Consider the following 22,127-nt stretch of genomic DNA (forward strand, 5'->3'; position numbering starts at 1 on the left):
TTGGACCGGTCGAACGATGGACTGTCGTACTGTCAGACGGGCTCCGGGCCCCTCAGGTCACTTCGCGCACTCGACCTTGTCCGCCGTGGACTTCTGGAGGTCCTCCGGCGCCTTCGCGGAAGTGGCGTCGAGTTTGACGCCGGCGCCCTTGAAGTCCTTGCCGAGGGTGAGGGTCATGGCGGGCAGCCCCTGGGCGTTGGTGACGCTCTCGCCCGGCTTCATGGCGGCGCCGGACAGACCGAGGATCTCGGCGAGTGCGCGGGCCTGGTCGGCCTGGTCGGGGGCGTACTCCAGGGTGGTCTTGGCGATGTCCGCGGGGGCGTTGCCCGCGTTCTCCGACTTGGTGACGCCCGCCTCGTTCTGGAGGTAGGTCAGCTCCCGCCCCGCGCTGCCGGACGAGGCGCCGCCGTTGAGGACGCGGACGCGGATCTCGGAGGGCTCGGACTTCTCGCCCTCCAGGCGGGCGGCGACCGCGGCGTCCTCCTTATCCTTCTTCTCCTTCTCCTTCTTCTTGACCTCGGTGAAGGAGACGTCGTTCTTGACCATGTCGAAGACCTGCTGGGCCGCCCCGTCCTTGAGGACTACGGTCACCGGCGTCTTCTCGGCCGGGTTGTCCTTCACCGGGACCGTGGCGAAGGTCAGGTTCTTGGTGTCGAGCTTGCCCAGCTCGAGACCGAGGTCCTTCAGCTTGCCGATGCTCTTCAGCTTGGCGTCGACGGTCAGCGCCTCGGTACCCGCCTCGGCCAGCTTCACCATCTTCGTCGGGCTGGTGAGCGTGTCGTTGGACTTCAGCTTGCGCATCAGCGAGCCGAGGAACTGCTGCTGGATCTCGATACGGCTCAGGTCGCCGCCGAAGCCGACGGAGTGCCGGGTGCGGACGAACGCGAGGGCCTGCTCACCCTCGACGGTGTGCTTGCCCGCCGACAGGTTCAGGTGCGAGTCCGGGTCGTCGATGTCCTTCGCCAGACAGACCTCGACGCCGCCCACCGCCGAGGTGAGGGTCTTGACCGCGTTGAAGTCGGCCACCATGAAGTTGTCGGGCGTGACGCCGGTCAGCTCGGTGACGGTCCGCATGGTGCAACTGGGCGTACGGCCGCTCTGGCCGAGGCTGGTGTTGAAGCGGACGCCGGAGGAGCCGGGGATGACCTTCGTGCTCCCGTCCTCCTGCGTGGTCGGGCAGTCGGGGACGTCGACGATCAGGTCGCGGGGGATGCTGAGGGCGGTGGCGTTGGAGCGGTCCTTGGAGACGTGCAGCAGGATCGTGGTGTCGGCGTGGCCGGCGCTGCCCTTGTCGCCGTAGCCGTCGTTCCCGGATCCGGTGCGCTTGTCGGTGCCGATCAGCAGGATGTTGATGGCCTGGTCCTTCTGGAACCCACCGGTGCTCGCGCCGTCGTCGGGGAGGGACTCGATGTTGTCGTTGAGGTGCTGGAGGTAGAGGTATCCGGCGGCGCCGACGGCGAGGACGACGAACGCCATCGTGCCGGTGGTCCACAGCAGGACCTTCTTGCCCCTCGACTTCTTCTTCGCCGGCCGCCGGCGACCGCGCCGTCCCGGCGGCGGCTCCTCGGGCGCGGCGCGGCGCCTGCGGGGTGCGGGGACCTCGGGGGCCGGTGCCGGCGAGCCCCGGCGGGGGGCCGGAATGGGTGACTGCGGTGCGGAAGGGGGCAGTCGCAGTTCGTAGTCGCCGGTTTCCGGATTGAGTACCCACTGGTCTGCGGGATCGATGTCCTCCGCCCGCCCACGGCCTTGCGCGTCCACGATTGTCCGAATCCTCCGTCGGGGCCACGCGGCGCCCTCCCCTCCGGGCGCCCGGTCTCGCTCACGTCAGTTCAGTGCGTGGCCAGGGCAGAACTCCGCGGCCGGGCACACCGGATCGCTCACACTAACCGCCCCGTTCCGCGCACGGCGACGGCAGTGACGCATTCCACGAACCTTACAACTGGGCAATTCGGCGCATTTCTCGGACAATTCTCCGTGCGTGTACGCCCGCCTTGCGTGCGGGTGGTTCCTTCTTGGAATGCGCTTTACTCGCAGATGTCCTCGTCGGCGGTGTTCCCGCTGAACGTCGGCGCCGGAGAATCGGCGTCACCGGGTTCGCCGGAATTCTCCGTACCGCCCGTCGAGTCCTGCCGGGAGGCCATGACCGCCACCGGCTCGTCCGTCCGCAGGCGGGTGAACAGCTTCTCGGCGTCGGGCTGCACGAGCTGGTCGCGATTGGCGTCGCCCGTGTACGACTCCCGGGGCACGGTCAGGAATTGGACGCGTTCGGTGGGAATCCCGCGCAGGCCGCGCACAAGGTCGTACAAACCGCGCAGACTCGCCAGATCCGGGTCCGTGGTGAGCGACGACGTGGCGGCGTCCAGAACGGGGTACAGCTTCACCGGATTCAGCAGTACGTCATTGCTCTGCACCTTGCTCACGAGCGCGCCCAGAAAGCGTTGCTGCCGGTCCATCCGGTCGGTGTCGCTGCCGTCGCCGAGCGACTTCCGCGCCCGGACGTAGCCGAGCGCCTGCTCCCCGTCGAGCGTCACCCGGCCCGCGGGCAGTTTCAGCTTGGCGTCCTTGTCGTCGACCGGCTTGCGCAGGCACACCTCGACGCCGTCGAGCGCGTCGACCATCTCCTTGAAGCCCTCGAAGTCCACGACCACGTGGTGGTCGATCCGGATGCCGGTCAGCTTCTCCACCGTGCGGATCGAGCACGCCGAACCACCCGCCGCGAAGGCGTAGTTGAACTGCTGGAGCGCCGGTTCGGTGAGTGAGCCGTCCGGCCGGTGGCAGCCGGGGACGCGCACCATCAGATCACGGGGGAGGGAGACCGCGGTGACGCTGTCCCGGCCCGCGGACAGGTGCAGCAGGATCGTGGTGTCCGACCGCTCGGTGCCGGAGTCCCGCCCGTAGCGCGCGTTGCCCTCCCCGGAGCGCGAGTCCGACCCGATCAGCAGGATGTTCTGCGCGCCGCGCACCAGCGAGGTGGGCCGCTCCTTCTCGTACCGGGCGAGTTCGGCCGCGGCCGCCTCGTCCGCCGTGATGTTGCCGCTCAGCTTGGCGTACACCGCCCACCCGACGCCCACCGCGCCCCCGGCCAGCGCGACGACCACGATCCCGGCGATCCCCAGCCGCCGCCTGCGCCGCCGCCGCTTCAGCCCGGCCCCGCTCGCGGACGCCCCGTGCCCCAGGTCCCCGCGGGAGGCCGCACTACCCGCGTCATCACCCACGCCCGCCTCCGTCCACACCCGCCCGCTGGTACGACCATGCCCCGGCAAGCGCTGGAGGGCAGCACCCAGCTAGGCCAAACGGGGCCCCAGCCTGCGGCCCCCCGTCAGCGCGCCGGGCCGCGCCACCGCCGACGCCGGGCACGCACCGCGCCCCCAGCCTGCGGGCAGTCGTGCCTCCCCCAGTGCCTGAACGGCCTGGGAGGTACCCCCAGGCGGCACGGGTGGGCGCAGGCGGCACCCCGTCAGCGCCGGGCCGCGCTCCCCACCCCGCACCGACACCGGTGCCGGGCACGGGCACGCAGCAGCTGCGGGCATGCGTGCCGCCTGGGGCGGCACGGGTGGGCGCAGGCGGCACCCCGCCAGCGCCGGGCCGCGCTCCCCACCCCGCGCCGACACCGGTGCCGGGCACGGGCAGGCCCGGGTCACCGACTCACCGGCGTCACCGCGACGCCGGGCAAGGGCCGGCCCCGGTCACCGACTGACCGGCGTCACCGCGACGCCGGTCCACCCACCACCCGGCAAAGACTCACCGCGCCGTCACCGAAACCCGCTCCGCCTCGATCCGCTGATCCACCACACCCGCCCCCGCCAGCTCCAGATGCCGGCACAGCACCACCGACCCCCCACTCGCCAGCGGCCCGTACAACCCCGCGCTCAACCCCTCCCACGTGTCGTACGGCAACCCCGACAGAATCCGCGCCCCCGGCCCCGTGAGCCCCAGCCCCGACGCCTCCGCCCGAGCCCGCTCCACGACCTCCGCCCCGCTGAACTCCCGCCCGGCCACGATCAGCGCAGGCGCCTCCGGATCCACCGGCGCGTACGGCACGAACCGGTCCCCCTGTCCCGGCACCTCCACCGCGTAGTCGGCGAAGCCCTCCGGCGGCGCCGGCGCGAACCGCCCCCCGAGCGGCCGCAGCGCCAGCGCGATCCGCGCGCCCGAGCACGCCCGCGCCGCCTCCAGCGACTCCGGCTCCGGCCCGCTCACGACCACGTCCGCAGCCCCCGCGTCGCCCGCCACGTCGGCGACCACGCCCACGGACGCGCACGCCAGCAGCCACACCGCCGTCTGCCAGTGCGCCGGCAGCAGCAGTGCCACCCGGTCGCCGGGTTCGACGGACAGTTCGTCCTGGAGCAGGTTCGCGGTCTTGGCCACCCAATTGGCGAAGGTGGCCACGGACAGTTCGACGCGTTCGCCCGTGGCGTCGTCGTAGAAGGTCACCAGGGGGCGTCCCGGGTCCGCGGCGAGCGCGGAACTCAGCAGGTCGGCAGGGGTGCGGTCGGTCGCGTTCACCCGCGCAAGCGTACGCGGGCCGGGCAACGGCCATCGAGCGCACGGTGTGCCGCACCGCCACCGGATCGGACGAAGCAACCCTACGACCCGTCAGATCCCAAATAGACATATTCACATATCTATGTCCAGTATCAGGGGCATGCGTGGATTCCTAGCTTCCTCGACCGGTGTCACGTGCGCGGCGGCCCTGGCTCTCCCGCTCGCCCCGCCCGCGGCAGCCGCCACCTCCTCCGCCCCACCCGCGACGAGTCCGACCGCACGGCCCGAGGCGCACGCCCCCGGCGGCACCCAGTCGCTGCGGCTCACCCCCCTCGCCCGCGACCGCGCACCCGGCGCGGCCGAACAGGGCCTGCGCCGCCAGGACGTACGGCAGTTCTCGCTCGTCGGCGTCGTCTGGGACAGTCCCGCCACCGAACTCCACGGCCACGTCCAGGTCCGCACCCGTGCCACCGCCACCGGCACCTGGTCCGGCTGGCAGGAGTTGGAGACCCACAACGCCGACCACGCCGCCGACCCCGGCACCCCGGAGAGCGCATCGGGCCGGGTCCGCGGCGCCACCGCACCGCTGTGGGTGGGCGAGTCCGACGGCGTCGAGGTGCGGGTACGGGCGGTCGACGCGCCCGGTACCGCGCGGTCCGCCCCGGCCGCCGCGCCGCTCCCCACCGGTCTGCGCCTCGAACTCGTCGACCCCGGCGAGGCCGCGCCACCGCCGACGAACCGCGCGCGGAGCGAGGCGGAACCCTCCGTACTCCCCGCCCGCGCGGCGAGGCAGCGGGCCGAGCCGCATGTCGGCTCCCGTCCGGCCATCACCACGCGCCGCGGCTGGGGCGCCGACGAGAAGCTGCGCAAGAAGGGGTTCGTGTACACGAAGAAGGTCAAGACGGCCTTCGTGCACCACTCGGCCACCGGCAACAACTACCGCTGCTCGCAGGCGCCGTCGGTCATCCGCAGTATCTACCGCTACCACGTCAACAGCACGGGCTGGCGCGACCTCGGCTACAACTTCCTCGTCGACAAGTGCGGAAACATCTACGAGGGCCGGGCCGGAGGCGTCTCGAAGCCGGTGCTGGGCGCGCACACCCTGGGGTTCAACGCCAACAGCATGGGGATCGCCGTGCTGGGCACGTACAGCTCGAAGAAGCCGTCGTCGGCCGCGCTGAAGGCGATCGCCCGGCTCACCGCGTGGAAGGTCGGGCTCTACGGCATGAATCCGCGCGGGAAGACATACCTCAAGTCCGGAGGTGGGAACCTCTACCGAAAGGGCAGAAAAGTACGACTGAACGTCATCTCCGGTCATCGCGACGGCTTCGCCACCAACTGCCCCGGCAAGCAGCTCTACGCCAAGCTCGACACGGCCCGCTCGAAGGCGGCGGCGTACCAGGGGCGCTGAGGCGGGCCACTGCGAGGTCATCGAAGGCACCACGGCACGGTCTGCATACACTGGCCCGCCGAAAGACAGTTCGGCCGGTCCCGGCAGGAAGCAGAGACGACAGGTGACAGAAGCGATCCTCCTGGTCGGCGGCAAGGGCACGCGGCTGCGCCCGCTCACGGTGAACACGCCCAAGCCCATGGTCCGGGCCGCCGGAGTGCCGTTCCTCACGCACCAGCTGGCCCGGGCCAAGGCGGCCGGCGTCGAGCACATCGTGCTGGCGACGAGCTATCTGGCCGAGGTCTTCGAGCCGTACTTCGGCGACGGCTCGGCGCTTGGCCTGCACCTCGAGTATGTCACGGAGGAGGAGCCGCTCGGCACGGGCGGCGCCATCCGCAACGTGGCGTCCCGGCTGCACTCGGGGCCCGACGAGCCGGTGCTGATCTTCAACGGCGACATCCTCACCGGCCTGGACATCGGCGCCCTGGTCCGCACCCACGAGACGACCGGCGCGGACGTCTCCCTGCACCTGACGCAGGTGACCGACCCGAGGGCGTACGGCCTGGTCCCCACGGACGACACGGGCCGGGTGCTCGCCTTCCTGGAGAAGCCACAGACCTCCGAGGAGATCGTCACCGACCAGATCAACGCGGGGGCGTACGTCTTCCGCCGCTCCGTCATCGACACCATCCCGGCGGGACGCCCGGTCTCGGTGGAGCGCGAGACCTTCCCGGAGCTGCTCGCCGCGGGCGTGCACCTCCAGGGCATGGTCGACTCCACGTACTGGCTCGACCTGGGCACCCCGGCGGCCTTCGTCCGGGGCTCGGCCGACCTGGTCCTGGGCCGCGCCCCGTCCCCGGCCGTACCGGGCCGCTGCGGCGACCGCCTCGTCCTGCCCACGGCACGGGTCGCCCCCGACGCCAAGCTGTCCGGCGGCACCGTGGTCGGCGAGGGCGCCTTCGTGGCGGAGGGGGTACGCGTCTTCGGCAGCACGATCCTGCCGGGTGCCGTCATCGAGCCGGGTGCCGTCGTCACCGACTCGCTCATCGGCGCCCGCGCCCGCGTCGGCACCCGCTCGGTCCTCACCGACACGGTCATCGGCGACGGCGCGGTCGTCGGCGCCGACAACGAACTCCGCTCCGGCGCCCGAATCTGGTGCGACGCCCACATCCCCCCAGCATCCCTCCGCTTCTCCCCAGACGCCGCATAGCCCCCCAACTGCGGGCAGCCGTGCCGCTGGGGCGGCACGGGTGGGCGCAGGCGGCACCCCGTCAGCGCCGGGCCGCGCACCCCACCCCGCGCCCACCTCCACGCCGGGCAAGCCGCATGCACTGGGCCGGCGGACCAACGTCAGAGCCGCTCAATCCCCCGCGGAGCCATCCGCGGCGCCCGCCTCCCCGGCACCCGCCCACTCAACAACACCAACCGAGCCGCCCGATGCCGCTGCCCCGCATACGGCTCCAGCAACCGCAGCATCTCCGCGTCGTCCGCATACCGGTCCCCGCCCAGCGCGAACCCCACGATCCCCGGCAGATGCAGATCGCCCACCGTCACCGCGTCCGGCGCCCCATGACTGCGCTGCACGGTCTCCGCGGACGTCCACGGCCCGATCCCGGAGACGAGCTCCAGCCGTTCCCGCGCCGCCGCCGGCTCCATCCCCGCCGCCTCCTCAAGCCGCGCCGCGACCCGCACGGCCCGCAGGATCGTCGACGCCCGCTTGTCGTCCACCCCGGCCAGATGCCACTCCCAGGAGGGGATCAGCGCCCACGTCCGCGCCGCCGGCATCACGCACATCCGCCCGGGCGCGGGCCCCGGCGCCGGTTCGCCGAACCTCCGTACCAGCAGCCGCCACGCCTGGTACGCCTCCAGCGTCGTGACCTTCTGCTCCAGGACCGAGGGGATCAGCGACTCCAGCACCAGCCCGGTCCGCGCCAGCCGCAGCCCCGGGCGCCGATGGGCGGTCACCGCCAGCAGCCGGTGCCGCGGCACGAACGCCGACGGGTCGTCCTCGGCGCCCAGCATCCGCGGCAACTGCTCCAGCAGCCAATCGGCCCCCGGCCCCCACGCCTCGCCGTGTACCTCGCCACCGCGTGCGGCGACCCGCAGCGTGCCCGGCCCGGCGGGCGTCCGGCTGGCCCGCCACACCGACCCGTCGGGCATCGTCCGGAACGTCGGATCGCCCGGCCCGCGCCGCAGCGGCCCGAGCACCAGCCCCAGGTCCAGCGGCCCGTCCGGCACCCACGCCCGTACCCGGCCCGGCGCGAGCGCCTGCCGGGGCATCCCGTCGCGCACGGCGGCGCGCGGGGACCGGGGAGCGAAACGTCCAGCCACGAGTGAGGTCCTTGGGCGAAGTGGGAAAGGAAGTGGGGAAGAGGTGGGGAAAGCGAGGTGGGAGCTGGGAGCGGGAAAGGGAGAGCGAAGCCCCTACGAGGGTAGAGGGCTCACCGCACCTCGATGAACGCCTCCGCGTCCCGCTCCGGCCGCGCCTTCGGCTCCTCGGCGGGATGGCCGACCGCCACCGCCCCCATCGGGTCCCAGTCGCCCGGCAGCCCCAGCACCTCCCGCACGACGTCCCGGCAGAACATCGTCGAGGACACCCACGCGGAACCCAGCCGCTCCCCGGCGAGCGCGACGAGCAGGTTCTGCACGCCCGCGCCGGTGGCGACCACGAACATCTCCCGCTCGGCCGCGTCCCGCCGCGCGTCCCCGTAGGTGTGCGAGCCGTCCATGACCAGGCAGGGGACGACCAGGTAGGGGGCGTTGCGCAGGACGTCGCCGCGCCGGACGCGCTTGGCGACGGACTCCTCGCTCTTGCCGTCGCGCCGCAGGTCCGCGATCCAGGCGTCCCGCATCGCGTCGAGGAGCCGGGTGCGGGCGTCCTCGGACTCCAGGAGCACGAACCGCCACGGCGTCGTGTGGTGCGGCGCGGGCGCGGTCACCGCCGCGGCCACCGCCCGGCGTACGGCGCCGGGGTCGACCGGCTCGTCCGTGAAGGCCCGTACCGTACGCCGCTGGGTGACCGCCTGCCGGACCGCCTCCGAGGTGCCGAGGCGGAACATGTCGTCGCGCGCGCCGCGCACCATCGCCCGGGCGCCCTCGCCGTCGTCCTCGGCGACCACCCGCGGCAGCCCGCGCACGACGGCGACGGGCAGGCCGGCGGCCTTGCCCTTGACCAGGTCGCCCGCCGCGGCCAGCTCGTCCGCGGTGGCGACGACGGTGGCGCCGAGCGGATTGCCGTGCGCGTCCGTGCCACCGCGCAGGTCGTCGAGGACGCGGATGCCCGCGGCGCCGATCGCCACGTCGGTGAGCCCGGCCCGCCAGGGGCGCCCGAACGTGTCCGTGACGACCACGCCGACGTCCACGCCCAGCGTGTCGCGGAGTCCCTCGCGGATGCCGCGCGCGGAGGCGTCGGGGTCCTCGGGGAGCAGCAGCACCGTACCGGGGGGAGTGTTGGAGGCGTCGACACCGGCCGCCGCCATGACCAGGCCCTGACGGTTCTCCACGATGCGCAGCGGGCCGCGCCGGGCCACCACCCGCACGGTCTCGGCGTCGATCGCGACCTCCCGGTCCTCGGCCTGGACGACCCGGCCCTCGGCCTTGGAGACGATCTTGGACGTGACGAGCAGCACGTCCCCGTCGGCCAGCCCGGGCTCGGCCGCCGCGATCAGCTTGGCCAGGTCGTCGCCGGGGCGCACCTCGGGCAGACCGGGCAGGGCCCAGACCCGGTAGCCGTCCAGGCGTCCGGAAGCGTCGTCGTGCGTCCCGTCGCTCACGCCTCCCGCACCTCCTCGGCCAGCGTCAGCGCCTCCCGGGCCATCTGCGCCGTCGCGTCGAGGTCGGTCATCATCAGCGGTACGGCGCGGCAGAGGATCCCGGCGGCCTTCACGCGCGTGACGGAGTCGGCGTCGACCGTGTCGACCAGCCAGCCGTCGAGCAGGCCCGAGCCGTAGTGCTCGGCGACCGCGGCGGCCGTGGACTCCACGCCGACCGCGGCGAGCACCTTGTCGGCCATCCCGCGTACGGGCGCGTCCCCGACGATGGGGGACAGGCCCACCACCGGCACCCCGGCGTCGGCGATCGCCTCGCGGATGCCGGGCACGGCGAGGATGGTGCCGACGGAGACGACCGGATTGGAGGGCGGGAAGAGGACGACGTCAGCCTCGGCGATGGCCTCCAGGACGCCGGGGGCGGGCTTGGACTGCTCGGCGCCGACCGGCACGACCGCCTCGGCGGGCACGGAGGCGCGCAGCCGCACCCAGTACTCCTGGAAGTGGACCGCCTTGCGCTCCCCGTCCAGCTCGACCGCGACGTGCGTCTCCACGCGGTCGTCGGTCATCGGGATCAGCCGCACGCCGGGCTTCCAGCGGTCGCAGAGCGCCTCGGTCACCGCGCTGAGCGGAAAGCCCGCGGTGATCATCTGCGTCCGCACGATGTGCGTGGCGAAGTCGCGGTCGCCGAGGCCGAACCACTCGGGGCCGACGCCGTAGGCCGCCAGCTCCTCCTTGAGGTGGAAGGTCTCGTCGGCCCGACCCCAGCCCTGCTCCTCGTTGATGCCGCCGCCGAGCGTGTACATCACCGTGTCGAGGTCCGGGCAGACCTTCAGCCCGAAGAGGTGGATGTCGTCCCCGGTGTTGCCGATGACCGTGATGTCCGCGTCCGGCGCGGCCTGCTTCAGACCACGCAGGAACCGGGCACCACCGATGCCGCCTGCCAGAACCACAATGCGCATGGCCCCAGTCTTGCAGGCGGGTACGACAGTGCGTCAGCCAGTCGTCACCGTGCCGGTGCGGAGCCGGCGTCGGCGGCGGTGTCCTCGGCCGAGGCGGCGGCCGAGCACTGCGGGGAGTGCATGGGCATCTCGGTCAGGCCCGGGTAGTAGACGTGCAGGCTGACCGCAGGCTCCAGCGCGTCGTTGACCACCTCGTGCACGTACCCCGGCGCGAACACCCGCTGCCTGCCGGCGTCCAACGCGTGCGTGCCGCGCCCCGTGTGCTCGGTGAGGGTGCCCTCCAGGACCGTCCACACGCCGGAGGAGGGGCCGTGGTCGTGGCGCCCGCTGCCCTGCCCCGGCAGCCAGGACAGCAGCCAGACCTCGTACCCGGGCCCGGTGCGCAGCCGGTGGTACCAGCGGGTCGTCGCGTCGTACCGGACGAGGTGCTCCCACGCGGAGCGGTCGGCGGCCAGGGAACGGAGGAGACCGGCGAACTCGGCGACGGTGGCCGGGTGCTCGCGCGGAGCCTGGAGAAGGTGGAGGACTTCGAGGATGTCGCCGGCGATCTGGAGATCGCTGTCGCTGTTCATGGGTGCGGTGGTCCCTCGGCGGATGAGTGCGGCGGAGCGGGGCGAATGACGAAGGAACGCCCTGGTGGGGCGGGAGTGGAGCAGTCGAGTCGCGTGGACTCGGGGACAGCCGGAGCGCGGTTGGCTCAACAGCTGGAACAGCGGCAACAGCTACAGCGAGCGCGGGCAGCACCGTGGGACCCGGCGGTGCGGGTCGAGGTGGGCGCCAAGTTCGCGAGCATGCCCCCAAGGACAGCGGTTCACACCAGCACTGTCAACTCGATGCCCGTTATGTGGGACATGTTTCACCTCATCCGGTTGATCGCGCTGGCGAAAGGTTTGCTCAGGCGGCTCCCGGGACACATGGCGCACAAGCCGGGCGCACAACCCCCGTTGCGATCCCGTGATCCGAATGTGATCAGGTTCGCTTCGGCGCGTGTATCGGAACGGGATCGAACGCCGGGGCGTCCTTCCTGGTGCAGGTGTGAATCGGGACGGGTGTCCTGGCGGGCCTCTTTGGTATGTCAAGGTTTATGGCGATTTGAACACTTACTGCATGGCCTTGGTTCCGCAGAGTGAATAAGAGGCCCAATAGCAGATCTCGGCTTGACTCGCCCGGAGCAGCACACTTGTAATTTCACTCGTGTCGTTCAGCCGGAATCGGTAACGGCTAGATCACGGGGACGCGAAAGACAGACGAGGGGCGCACATGACCGAGCTGGTGCAGCAACTGCTGGTCGACGACGCGGACGAGGAACTCGGCTGGCAGGAGCGCGCACTGTGCGCCCAGACCGACCCCGAGTCCTTCTTCCCCGAGAAGGGCGGCTCCACCCGCGAGGCCAAGAAGGTCTGCCTCGCCTGCGAGGTCCGCTCCGAATGCCTCGAGTACGCCCTCGCCAACGACGAGCGCTTCGGCATCTGGGGCGGCCTGTCCGAGCGGGAGCGCCGCCGGCTGAAGAAGGCGGCGGTCTGACGACGGCTCGAAGGCCGCGGCCTGACGACGGCCCGACGTCCGCGGTCTGACGCGGCGACAGAAACGGCCCGAACAGCGGGAACGGCCCGTCGCCGGTGGGTTGTCCACAGGCGGCGGGCCGCCCCTGTGTCCAGCCGATAGTGTGGGCGCTCGTCCGAGACGCCCCGCCGTTCCCAACAGGCACGGGCGTCCACCGCAGTCCACCGAACCGGGGCCCGTACCTCGATGTCCGTGCAGAGTCACACGGCAGCCCAGCACGATCCCGCTGCCACACCTGAGTTCCCGCGTCACGTGGTGACCGCGGTCCTCGTCGCCCACGACGGAGCCCGCTGGCTGCCCGACGCGCTCGCCGGGCTGCTCGGCCAGGAGCGCCCCGTCCAGTACGCCGTGGCCGCCGACACCGGCAGCGCCGACGACTCCTCCCGGCTGGTCGCCGACGCCCTCGGCGACGACCGCGTGCTCCACCTCGCCCGGCGCACCGGCTTCGGCCAGGCCGTCGAGGAGGCCGCCCGCACCGCCCCGGTCCTCACCCCCGAGGACCTGCCGTATCTGAGGAGGCCCAGCGGCTGGGACCCCGTCACCCGCTCCTGGCGCGACGACGCCTACGACATGCCGGAGCTGCCCCACGGCGAACCGGTCCAGTGGCTGTGGCTGCTGCACGACGACTGCGCGCCCGAACCCGAGGCCCTCGCCCAGCTGCTGCGCGTCGTGGACACCGAGTACGAACTCGGCCGCGACGACGTCGCCGTCGTGGGTCCCAAACTCCGCGGCTGGTACGACCGCAGGCAGCTGCTGGAGGTCGGCGTCTCCATCGCCAACTCCGGCCGCCGCTGGACCGGCCTGGACCGCCGCGAGCAGGACCAGGGCCAGCACGACCACGTCAGGACCGTGCTGTCGGTGTCCACCGCCGGCATGCTGATCCGGCGCGACGTCTTCGAGCGGCTCGGCGGTTTCGACCGCAGGCTGCCCCTGATGCGCGACGACGTCGACCTGTGCTGGCGCGCGCACGCCGCCGGACTGCGGGTCCTCGTCGCCCCCGAGGCGGTGGTCCGGCACGCCGAGGCGGCCTCGCGCGAACGCCGCGCCGTGGACTGCGCGGGCCGCACCACCGCCTCACCGCACAAGGTGGACAAGGCCGGCGCCGTCCACACCCTCCTCGTCAACGTCCGCACCGCCGCCCTGCCCTGGGTGCTGCTGCGCGTCGTCCTCGGCACGCTGCTGCGGACCGTCGCCTACCTCGTCGGCAAGGTCCCCGGCCAGGCCCTCGACGAGATCCGGGGCCTGCTGGGCGTCCTGCTGCGACCCGAGCGGATCATCGCGGGCCGTCGCGAACGCGGCCGCCCGCAGGTCGAGAAGGACGAACTGCGGCCCCTGTTCCCGCCCCCGGGCGCGACCGTCCGGGCCACCGTCGAGCAGGTCGCGGGCGACCTCTTCGGCAGCTCCGACGCCGAGGCCGCCGCGGGCGCCGGACGGCACGGCGGGGGCATCGAGTCCGGACCGGGCGGCGACGACGCCGACTTCCTGGAGATCGAGCAGTTCGCCCGCCTCAAGCGCATCGCCCGCAAGCCAGGACCGGTGCTCTTCCTGGTGCTGCTGCTCGTCTCGCTGGCCGCCTGCCGCGCGCTCCTCGGCGGCGGCGCCCTGGCGGGCGGCGCGCTGCTGCCCGCCCCGGCCGGCGCGGGCGAGCTGTGGTCGCGGTACGCGGACGCCTGGCACACCGTCGGCACCGGTGGCACCGCCTCCGCGCCGCCCTACCTCGCGATCGTCGCCACGCTCGCCTCCGTACTGCTCGGCTCCACCGGACTCGCCGTCACCCTGCTGCTGGTCTGCTCCGTGCCCCTGGCGGGCGCCACCGCGTACTTCGCCTCCCGCCCACTGGTCCCGTCCAGGCTGCTGCGCGCCTGGGCCGCCGTCGCCTACGCCTTCCTGCCCGCCGCCACCGGCGCGCTCGCCGGCGGCCGCATCGGCACCGCCGTCCTCGCCGTACTGCTGCCGCTCGTCGCGCGCGCGGGCGTCGCGGCGTCCGGCCTGGCGGGCTCCTCCGGCGCCCGCGGCAGCTGGCGCGCCACCTGGGCCTACGCCCTGCTGCTGACGATCACCACCGCCTTCACGCCCGTCGTGTGGCCCGTCGCGCTCGTCCTCGGCGTCGGCGTCCTTGCCCTGCGGCGCGGCGAGATCACGGCGTACGGGCTGCGCTTCCTCGCCCAGCTCGGCACTCCGCTGCTGCTGCTCGCCCCTTGGTCGCTGTCGCTGCTGCCGTTCGGCTTCTTCGACCAGGCCGGACTCGAGTACGGCTCCTCGGCCGCCTCCGCCCTCGACCTGCTCGGCGCCAGCCCCGGCGGCCCCGGCACGGTGGGCGGGCTGTTCCTCGTCGGTGTCGTGCTGGCCGCGCTGGCCGCCCTGCTGCGCTCCGAGCGGCAGGCGGCCGTCCGGACGGCCTGGGCCGTCGCCCTGGTGGCTTTGGTCTTCGCGGTCCTGTCCAACCGCTCCGCCTGGGCCGGACCCGCCACCCTCGTCTACGGCATCGCCCTGCTGTCCGCCGCGACGCTCGGCGCCGACGGGGCCCGCTTCCGGGTGGCCGAGCAGAGCTTCGGCTGGCGCCAGCCGGTCGCCGCCCTGATCGCCCTCGCCTCGGCCCTCGGCCCGCTGATCGCCGCCGCGGGCTGGGTGTTCGGCGGCGCCGACGGCCCCGTGGAGCGGCGCGACCCCGTCCAGGTGCCCGCGTTCGTCGCCGAGGAGAGCCACACCCGCGACCAGGCCCGCACCCTCGTGCTCGACAGCGACTCCGCCGCGCACGTGGGCTACATGCTGGTCCGCGGCTCCGGCGCCCGCCTCGGCGACGGCGAACTGGCCTCCGGGGACGGCGGGAACAGCACCCTCGACAAGGTCGTCGCCAACCTCGTGGCCGGCTCCGGCGCCGACCAGGCCGACCAGCTCGGCGGGTTCGCCGTGCGCTACGTACTCGTGCACAAGGGCGCGCCCCGCGAGGTCACCCGGGTCCTGGACGCCACGCCCGGACTGAGCAGGCTCAGCCAGCAGGACGGCAGCGGACTGTGGCGGGTGGACCAGGAAGTCGCGCGCGCGACCGTCGTGTCCGGCGACAAGTCCGGTGCCGGGACGTCCGGTGGCGGCGAGCCCGAGCCCGTGGCGGCCGGACCCGTGGAGATCCACACCGACATCGAGGCGGGCGCCGAGGGCCGTGTGCTGCGCCTCGCCGACACCGCCGCCGAAGGCTGGACGGCCACCCTGGACGGCAAGCCGCTGACCCGCACCACGGTCGACGGCTGGGCCCAGGGCTTCCAACTCCCCGCCTCCGGCGGTCGGCTGGACGTCACCTACGACGCCCCGTTCACCCACACGGCCTGGCTGTGGGCCCAGGGTCTCCTCGGCGTCGTCCTGGTCGTCCTCGCCCTGCCCGGCAGGCGCCGCGACGTCGACGACGACCTGCCCGACGAACCGCTCGTCCCCGCCCAGCCCGTCGAGGGCGAAGGACGCCGGGCGCGGCGGCTGCGGGCCCAGGCCGAGGCCGAGGCGGAGGCCGCCGCCGGGGCGGGCGCACCGGCGGAGCCGGGCCCCGAGGCCGCGGAAGACGCCGTAGAGGTGCCCGCTCCGCCCACGGCACCACCCGTGCCGGTCCCGCAGCAGCCGGCGTACGGAGAATGGGACGCGGCGGGGTCCACCGGCGCCGGGTACGGCTCCTACGACGGCGGCTACGGCGGCGATCAGTACCAGGACGCCCAGCAGTACCAGGATGCCCAGCAGTACGACCCGGGTGCGTACGGACAGCAGCCGTACCAGGCGGCGGACCCGTACCAGCCGGACGCCTACCAGGGCGGTCACGGCGGCCAGGGCGTGCAGTACGGGGCCGGCCAGTACGACCCGTACGCCTACGGCGACCCGGCGCAGGCTCAGGAGGGCGGCTACGACCCCGCCTTCGGCCAGGCGTACGGCCAGGGTGGATACGACACGCCGTACGACCCTTCCCAGCCCCAGCAGCCCCACGGCACGGGCAGTGAGCGTCCCGACGGGAGCCAGCAGTGAAGCGCACGACCCTGTCCCTGATCGCCTGTGCGACGGCGCTCGCCGCGGTCACCGGCTTCGCGGCGGTGTCCGCCCCCGACGGCTCCGGCACGGACACCGCGGCGCCGGCCGCCCGGCTGCCCGTGGAGCGCACCAGCCTGCTGTGCCCCGCGCCCAGCACCTCCGACCTCGCCGAGACCGCGTACACGTCCTTCACCCCCGTCACGAAGGGCGCGGACGAGAAGGGCGACGCGGAACTCGCGACGGCGGAGACGGCCGAAGACGGCGGCGAGGGCGAGAAGGACGAGAAGGGCGACAAGGACGAGAAGAAGGAGAAGCCGGTCGTCCAGCCCAAGGCGCCCGGCACGCCCGTCGCCGGGAAGACCACCGGCGCCGACGCACCCGCGCTGATCGGCACCGCCGAGGGCGGCACCGCGCCGGGCTGGACGGTCCAGCAGACCACCGAGGTGGCCGCGGGGACGGGCCGGGGCCTGCAGGGCGTCAACTGCACCGCGCCGGACACGGAGTTCTGGTTCCCGGGAGCCAGCACGGCGACCGGCCGCACCGACTACGTGCACCTGACCAACCCCGACGACTCGGCGGCCGTCGTCGACATCGAGCTGTACGGCAAGGACGGTGCCCTGAAGTCCACGGTGGGGGAGGGGGTCACGGTGCCGCCGCACACCAGTGAGTCCCTCCTGCTGTCCACGCTCAGCGAGGTGAAGGAGACCGACCTGACCGTGCACGTCGGTGTGCGCAGCGGACGGCTCGGCGCCGCGGTGCAGGCCCTGGACGACAAGACCGGCGGCGACTGGCTGACCGCGGCCGCGGACCCGGCGAGCGAGCTGGTGCTGCCGGGCATCCCGAAGGACGCCACCGCCGTACGCCTGGTGCTGTTCACGCCCGGCGGCACCGACGCCGACCTGAAGGTGCGCCTCGCCTCGCCGTCCGGTCTGATCACGCCAGCCGGACACGAGACGGTGCATGTGAAGGCCGGTATGACGACCGGTGTCGACCTGGGCGAGGTCACGCGCGGCGAGGCGGGTTCGCTGGTGCTGACGCCGACGGACGGAGCCGTGCCGGTCGTGGCCGCGGTCCGGGTCGTACGGGGCAAGGGCGACGAGCAGGAGTCGGCGTTCGTCCCGGCCTCCGACCCGGTCGGGGCCCGCGCGACGGTCGCGGACAACCGCGCCAAGAGCACGACCCTGGCCCTCTCCGCGCCCGGCGAGGCCGCGCAGGTCAAGGTCACCGCGTCGGCGGGCACCGAGGGCGGCACGCCGGCGACCAAGACGTACACGATCAAGGCCGGCACGACCCAGAACGTCGACGCGCCGGTCCCCGCCGGACTCAAGGGCTCCTACGCGCTGACCGTCGAGACCGTCTCGGGCGGCCCGGTGCACGCGTCCCGCACCCTGACGGGTTCGGACGACGACGTGGCGGCCTTCACCGTCCAGACCCTCCCCGACGACCGGGGCATGGTCTCGGTGCCGAACGCGGACGAGGACCTGTCGGTGCTGCAGAAGTAGCGCACAGCCGGCACGGAAGGAGCGGCGGCGGGCCCGGCCCCCGCCGCTCAGTCCTCCCCGTACCGGGGATCCACCGTCTCCGGGGTCAGCCCCAGCAGCTCCGCGACCTGCTCGACGACGACCTCGTGCACCAGCAGCGCGCGCTCGTCCCGCCCCTTGGTCCGGATCTCCACCGGCCGCCGGTACACCACGACGCGCCCCCGCCGCCCGTCCCGCGAGGGCACCGTGCCGCCGAGCGGGACCGCCTCGTCGTTCCACGCCTCCCCGGCCGCGGGCGGGCGCGGCACGTCGAGGACGAGGAAGTCGATGTCGGCGAGCTGTGGCCACCGCCGCTCCAGGCGCTCCACGGAGTCCTGCACCAGGTCCGCGAACACCTCGCCACGGCTCGCGGCGAGCGGCACCTGAGGGGGCGCGACCGGACCGCGCATGCCCCGACCGTGGCGATCACGACGGCGGGGTCCTGGGCGGCCGGCATCACGGGGCGTCACGGGGTTGTCCATCACTGGTGAAGGGTAGTCCCCGCCGAGGCGGCGTGCCCGACCGCGGGCGCTCCGCGGGCGGCGTGGCGGGGACCCGCTCCACTTGTCGCTGGATGACCATTCCAGCCAAGGTTGAGCTCGATTTCGTATCTCTCCGCGACCGTGCAACTCAAGGCAAATGTCGTTGTTTGTATCGGGTCGTGACCGCCTCCCACGCGGTGCGGGTCCCTCCGGACCGGCGTCCGCGCAGGTCAAAGGGGCCTGTTCCGCAGGGTCCTTAGGTCTTTTCACGCCACGACACGGGGGTGTGACCTGGTGGAGAGTCGTCGCGGCCCGCTCAAGAGTGCGGTACCGTCCAACATCGTGAGCCCTGTACGTCGCTGTTCGCGCACCGCCTGCGGCCGTCCCGCCGTCGCGACGCTGACGTACGTCTACGCCGACTCGACCGCGGTCCTCGGCCCGCTCGCCACCTACGCCGAACCCCACTGCTACGACCTGTGCGCCGAGCACTCCGAGCGCCTCACCGCCCCCCGCGGCTGGGAGGTCGTCCGCCTGCTCGACGGATCCGCCCCGGCCCGCCCCAGCGGCGACGACCTGGAGGCGCTCGCCAACGCGGTGCGCGAGGCGGCCCGGCCCCAGGAGCGGGCGGCCGAGGCCGGGGGAGCACGGACGGCCGACCCCATGGAGGTCGCGCGCCGCGGCCACCTGCGCGTGCTGCGCTCGCCGGACAACTGAGCCCCGTCCGACGCGTTCCCGCCCGTCACATGTCGTGTCCTCGGTCACATCCGTTGCTGCACACCCATTGACGCCCCGTTGTCGCGGACACGACCATTCCGGAAGCCGCGAGAAATCGCTTTCGCATGGCGGAATCCGGGGAGGCGTGCGTGTACGTGCAGGAGCTGGAACCCGTCGCCGGTTCGCTCGGCCTGTCGGCCCTGGTGGCGGCCCTGCCACTGGTGATCGTCCTCGTCCTGCTGGGCGGCGTCCGCATGAAGGCGCACCTGGCGGGCCTCATCGGCCTCCTCGCCGCCGTACTGGTCGCATGGCTCGCCTACGGCATGCCGCTCGACCAGACGGCCTCCAGCGCCGTCCAGGGGGCGGTTTTCGGCCTCTTCCCCATCCTGTGGATCGTCGTGAACGCCCTGTGGGTCTACCGGATGACCGTCCGCACCCGGCACTTCGACATCCTGCGCCGCTCCTTCGGCCGGCTGTCCGACGACCCCCGCATCCAGGCCCTCGTCGTCGCCTTCTGCTTCGGCGCCCTCCTGGAGGCCCTCGCCGGGTTCGGGGCGCCCGTCGCGATCTGCTCGGTCATGCTCGTCGCCCTCGGCTTCGACCCCGTACGCGCCGCCGTGGTCTCGCTGGTCGCCAACACCGCGCCGGTCGCCTTCGGCGCGATGGGCACCCCGGTGGTGACGCTGGCCCAGGTCACCGGGCTGCCCCTGGACGACGTCGCCTCCGTCGTGGGCCGCCAGACGCCCCTGCTGGCCCTCGTCGTCCCGGTGCTCCTCGTCGCCCTGGTGGACGGGCGGCGCGGACTGCGCGAGACCTGGATCCCCGCGCTGGCCTGCGGAGTCGCCTTCGCCGTCGCCCAGTTCGTCGCCTCCAACTACGTCTCCGCCCAGCTCGCCGACATCGCCGCCGCCCTGGTCGGCGCCGGCGCGCTGGTCGCCGTACCGCACTCCCGCAGGCCCGCCGCCGAGCCCGTACGGGCGTCCGTACTGACCGGCGTACGCAGCGAGGAACTCGACGAGGACGACTCCGCCCGGGAGGTGGTGCGTGCCTACGCGCCGTACGCGCTGATCGTCGCCGTCTTCTCGGTGGCGCAGATCCCGGCGGTCAAGGACTGGCTGGCGAAGGCCACGCAGTCCTACGACTGGCCGTTCCTCGACGTGCTCGACCCCGAGGGCAAGCCCGTCGGCGGCAACGTCTTCTCCTGGCCGATCGTCTCCACCGGCGGCACCCTCGTGCTGTTCGCCGGACTGGCCACCGCCGTCGTCCTCGGCGTGCACGCGCGCGTGGCGGTCAAGGAGTGGCTCGCGACCGTGCACGAACTGCGCTTCGCGATCCTCACCGTCACCTCGGTCCTCGCCCTCGCCTACGTCATGAACCTCTCCGGGCAGGCCGCCACCATCGGCCACTTCGTCGCCGCGGCCGGTGCCGGACTCGCCTTCCTCTCCCCGGTGCTCGGCTGGTTCGGCGTCGCCGTCTCCGGCTCCGACACCTCGGCCAACGCCCTCTTCGGCGCCCTCCAGGTGACCGCCGGGCGGGAGTCCGGCCTCTCGCCCGAACTGCTCGCCGCCGCCAACAGCTCCGGCGGCGTCCTCGGCAAGATGATCTCCCCGCAGAACCTCACCATCGCCTGCGCCGCCGTCGGACTCGCGGGGCGCGAGGGCGACCTGCTGCGCAAGGTACTGCCGTGGAGCCTCGGCCTGTTGCTGGTCATGTGCCTGATCGTGGTCGGGCAGTCCACAGTGGTCCTCGGCTGGATGCTGCCCTGACCTCCGGGAACCTTCCGGGCGGCCCGCCGGTCCCTACGGGTAGTTTGTGGGCTCCGACAGGACTTTCAGGAAGGTTGGCCGTGGCTGCTGATCTGTCGCAGATCGTGAAGGCGTACGACGTGCGCGGTGTCGTCCCGGACCAGTGGGACGAGTCGCTGGCCGAGCTGTTCGGCGCGGCCTTCGTCGAGCTGACCGGCGCGGGCGCCGTCGTGATCGGTCACGACATGCGGCCCTCCTCCCCGGGCCTGTCCGGTGCCTTCGCGCGCGGCGCGGCGGCCCGCGGCGCCGACGTGACCGAGATCGGCCTGTGCTCCACCGACCAGCTGTACTACGCCTCCGGCGCGCTCGACCTGCCGGGCGCCATGTTCACGGCCTCGCACAACCCCGCGCGGTACAACGGCATCAAGCTGTGCCGCGCGGGCGCCGCCCCGGTCGGCCAGGACACCGGCCTCGCCGAGATCCGCGCCCTGGTGGAACGCTGGAGCGAGGTCGGCGCCCCGGAGCCGTCCACCCGCCCCGGCACGGTGACCCGGCGCGACACCCTCGCCGACTACGCGACCCACCTGCGCTCCCTCGTCGACCTCACCACCATCCGCCCTCTCAAGGTCGTCGTCGACGCGGGCAACGGCATGGGCGGCCACACCGTCCCCACGGTCTTCGCCGGCCTGCCCCTCGACCTGGTGCCGATGTACTTCGAACTGGACGGCACCTTCCCCAACCACGAGGCCAACCCGCTCGACCCGGCCAACCTCGTAGACCTCCAGCGGCGCGTCCGCGAGGAGGGCGCCGACCTCGGCCTCGCCTTCGACGGCGACGCCGACCGCTGCTTCGTCGTCGCCCAGGACGGCGAGCCGGTCTCCCCGTCCGCCGTCACCGCCCTCGTGGCCGCCCGCGAACTGGCCCGCAACGGCGGCAAGGGCACGGTCATCCACAACCTGATCACCTCCTGGTCCGTCCCGGAGGTCGTACGGGAGAACGGCGGCACCCCGGCACGCACGCGCGTGGGCCACTCCTTCATCAAGGCCGAGATGGCCAGGACCGGCGCCATCTTCGGCGGCGAGCACTCCGCGCACTACTACTTCCGCGACTTCTGGAACGCCGACACCGGCATGCTGGCCGCCCTCCACGTCCTCGCCGCCCTCGGCGAGCAGGACGGCCCGCTGTCCGCCCTGGTCGCCGCCTACGACCGCTACACCGGCTCCGGCGAGATCAACTCCACCGTCGACGACCAGCAGGCCCGCCTCGCCGCGATCCGGGCCGCGTACGAGGGCCGCGACGACGTCACCGTCGACGACCTGGACGGCCTCACCGTCACTTCGGCCGACTGGTGGTTCAACGTCCGCCCCTCCAACACCGAGCCCCTGCTCCGCCTCAACGCGGAGGCCCGCGACGAGGCAACGATGACGAAGGTGCGCGACGAGGCCCTGGCGATCATCCGGGCCTAGCCGCGGGCAGTCGCGCCGCCTACGTCGC

At 73.1% G+C, this 22,127-nt stretch carries 16 protein-coding genes; 8 read left to right on the forward strand and 8 right to left on the reverse strand.

Going from position 1 to position 22,127, the window contains the following annotated elements:
- Window positions 1–57: 57 nt before the first annotated feature.
- The 3 genes from IE258_RS23095 to IE258_RS23105 all read right to left on the reverse strand — a co-directional run bounded on the left by IE258_RS23095 (window position 58) and on the right by IE258_RS23105 (window position 4,506).
- Window positions 58–1,758, reverse strand: coding sequence for an LCP family protein (locus IE258_RS23095; protein ID WP_189746369.1), 1,701 nt, complete (start codon window positions 1,756–1,758; stop codon window positions 58–60).
- Between the two features lie 266 nt (window positions 1,759–2,024).
- Window positions 2,025–3,215, reverse strand: coding sequence for an LCP family protein (locus IE258_RS23100; protein WP_189746371.1), 1,191 nt, complete (start codon window positions 3,213–3,215; stop codon window positions 2,025–2,027).
- 526 nt (window positions 3,216–3,741) lie between these two features.
- The gene (locus IE258_RS23105; RefSeq protein WP_189746373.1) at window positions 3,742–4,506 is read right to left on the reverse strand and encodes a TIGR03089 family protein; all 765 of its coding nucleotides are present in this window, start codon (window positions 4,504–4,506) and stop codon (window positions 3,742–3,744) included.
- A 139-nt stretch (window positions 4,507–4,645) separates the two neighbouring features.
- Here IE258_RS23105 and IE258_RS23110 point away from each other — a divergent pair, with 139 nt between their 5' ends.
- Window positions 4,646–5,896 carry a peptidoglycan recognition protein family protein gene (locus IE258_RS23110; RefSeq protein WP_189746375.1) on the forward strand — a complete coding sequence of 417 codons (1,251 nt, stop codon included), beginning with the start codon at window positions 4,646–4,648 and terminating at the stop codon, window positions 5,894–5,896.
- Window positions 5,897–5,999: 103 nt separating this feature from the next.
- Complete coding sequence (manB, locus tag IE258_RS23115) at window positions 6,000–7,085, forward strand: mannose-1-phosphate guanylyltransferase (protein WP_189746377.1); 1,086 nt, start codon at window positions 6,000–6,002, stop codon at window positions 7,083–7,085.
- Between the two features lie 140 nt (window positions 7,086–7,225).
- On the opposite strand, the gene IE258_RS23120 is transcribed toward manB, so the two are convergent.
- The 4 genes from IE258_RS23120 to IE258_RS23135 all read right to left on the reverse strand — a co-directional run bounded on the left by IE258_RS23120 (window position 7,226) and on the right by IE258_RS23135 (window position 11,176).
- Window positions 7,226–8,206, reverse strand: a complete 981-nt coding sequence (locus tag IE258_RS23120; RefSeq protein ID WP_189746378.1) for a DNA-3-methyladenine glycosylase family protein — start codon at window positions 8,204–8,206, stop codon at window positions 7,226–7,228.
- Between the two features lie 110 nt (window positions 8,207–8,316).
- Window positions 8,317–9,648 (reverse strand): coenzyme F420-0:L-glutamate ligase, encoded by a 1,332-nt coding sequence (locus IE258_RS23125; protein WP_189746380.1) that lies wholly within the window; start codon window positions 9,646–9,648, stop codon window positions 8,317–8,319.
- Entirely contained in the window at window positions 9,645–10,604 is a 960-nt protein-coding gene (gene cofD / locus IE258_RS23130; RefSeq protein WP_189746382.1) for a 2-phospho-L-lactate transferase, read from the reverse strand. Before cofD ends, IE258_RS23125 begins: the two co-directional genes overlap by 4 nt.
- A 44-nt stretch (window positions 10,605–10,648) precedes the next feature.
- The gene (locus tag IE258_RS23135; protein WP_189746383.1) at window positions 10,649–11,176 is read right to left on the reverse strand and encodes a cysteine dioxygenase; all 528 of its coding nucleotides are present in this window, start codon (window positions 11,174–11,176) and stop codon (window positions 10,649–10,651) included.
- Window positions 11,177–11,864: 688 nt separating this feature from the next.
- Between IE258_RS23135 and IE258_RS23140 the strand changes: the two genes are divergently transcribed.
- The 3 genes from IE258_RS23140 (at window position 11,865) to IE258_RS23150 (ending at window position 17,674) form a co-directional block, all read left to right on the forward strand.
- Window positions 11,865–12,128: a WhiB family transcriptional regulator gene (locus IE258_RS23140; protein WP_003975777.1), complete on the forward strand. Its 264-nt coding sequence runs from the start codon at window positions 11,865–11,867 to the stop codon at window positions 12,126–12,128.
- Between the two features lie 225 nt (window positions 12,129–12,353).
- A complete protein-coding gene (locus IE258_RS23145; protein ID WP_189746384.1) occupies window positions 12,354–16,169 on the forward strand; it encodes a glycosyltransferase family 2 protein in 3,816 nt (1,271 codons plus the stop codon).
- Window positions 16,166–17,674, forward strand: coding sequence for a DUF5719 family protein (locus IE258_RS23150; protein ID WP_189746385.1), 1,509 nt, complete (start codon window positions 16,166–16,168; stop codon window positions 17,672–17,674). The genes IE258_RS23145 and IE258_RS23150 overlap by 4 nt, the downstream gene beginning before the upstream one ends.
- A 47-nt stretch (window positions 17,675–17,721) precedes the next feature.
- Here IE258_RS23150 and IE258_RS23155 read toward each other — a convergent pair whose 3' ends face one another.
- Window positions 17,722–18,174: a metallopeptidase family protein gene (locus tag IE258_RS23155; protein ID WP_161377492.1), complete on the reverse strand. Its 453-nt coding sequence runs from the start codon at window positions 18,172–18,174 to the stop codon at window positions 17,722–17,724.
- Window positions 18,175–18,468: 294 nt separating this feature from the next.
- Here IE258_RS23155 and IE258_RS23160 point away from each other — a divergent pair, with 294 nt between their 5' ends.
- From IE258_RS23160 to IE258_RS23170, 3 genes are all read left to right on the forward strand, one after another.
- Window positions 18,469–18,888, forward strand: coding sequence for a DUF3499 domain-containing protein (locus IE258_RS23160; protein ID WP_052843574.1), 420 nt, complete (start codon window positions 18,469–18,471; stop codon window positions 18,886–18,888).
- Between the two features lie 149 nt (window positions 18,889–19,037).
- The gene (locus tag IE258_RS23165; protein ID WP_189746430.1) at window positions 19,038–20,654 is read left to right on the forward strand and encodes an L-lactate permease; all 1,617 of its coding nucleotides are present in this window, start codon (window positions 19,038–19,040) and stop codon (window positions 20,652–20,654) included.
- Window positions 20,655–20,734: 80 nt separating this feature from the next.
- Window positions 20,735–22,099: a phosphomannomutase/phosphoglucomutase gene (locus IE258_RS23170; RefSeq protein ID WP_189746386.1), complete on the forward strand. Its 1,365-nt coding sequence runs from the start codon at window positions 20,735–20,737 to the stop codon at window positions 22,097–22,099.
- The last annotated feature ends 28 nt before the right edge of the window (window positions 22,100–22,127 follow it).

It is taken from the genome of Streptomyces tendae (assembly GCF_014650435.1).
GTDB lineage: Bacteria > Actinomycetota > Actinomycetes > Streptomycetales > Streptomycetaceae > Streptomyces > Streptomyces tendae.

Coding starts and splice junctions, on each gene's coding strand:
- IE258_RS23110 (WP_189746375.1), top strand. CDS start 4,646: ATGCGTGGATTCCTAGCTTCCTCGACCGGTGTCACGTGCGCGGCGGCC.
- IE258_RS23140 (WP_003975777.1), top strand. CDS start 11,865: ATGACCGAGCTGGTGCAGCAACTGCTGGTCGACGACGCGGACGAGGAA.
- IE258_RS23135 (WP_189746383.1), bottom strand. CDS start 11,176: ATGAACAGCGACAGCGATCTCCAGATCGCCGGCGACATCCTCGAAGTC.
- IE258_RS23145 (WP_189746384.1), top strand. CDS start 12,354: ATGTCCGTGCAGAGTCACACGGCAGCCCAGCACGATCCCGCTGCCACA.
- IE258_RS23155 (WP_161377492.1), bottom strand. CDS start 18,174: ATGGACAACCCCGTGACGCCCCGTGATGCCGGCCGCCCAGGACCCCGC.
- cofD (WP_189746382.1), bottom strand. CDS start 10,604: ATGCGCATTGTGGTTCTGGCAGGCGGCATCGGTGGTGCCCGGTTCCTG.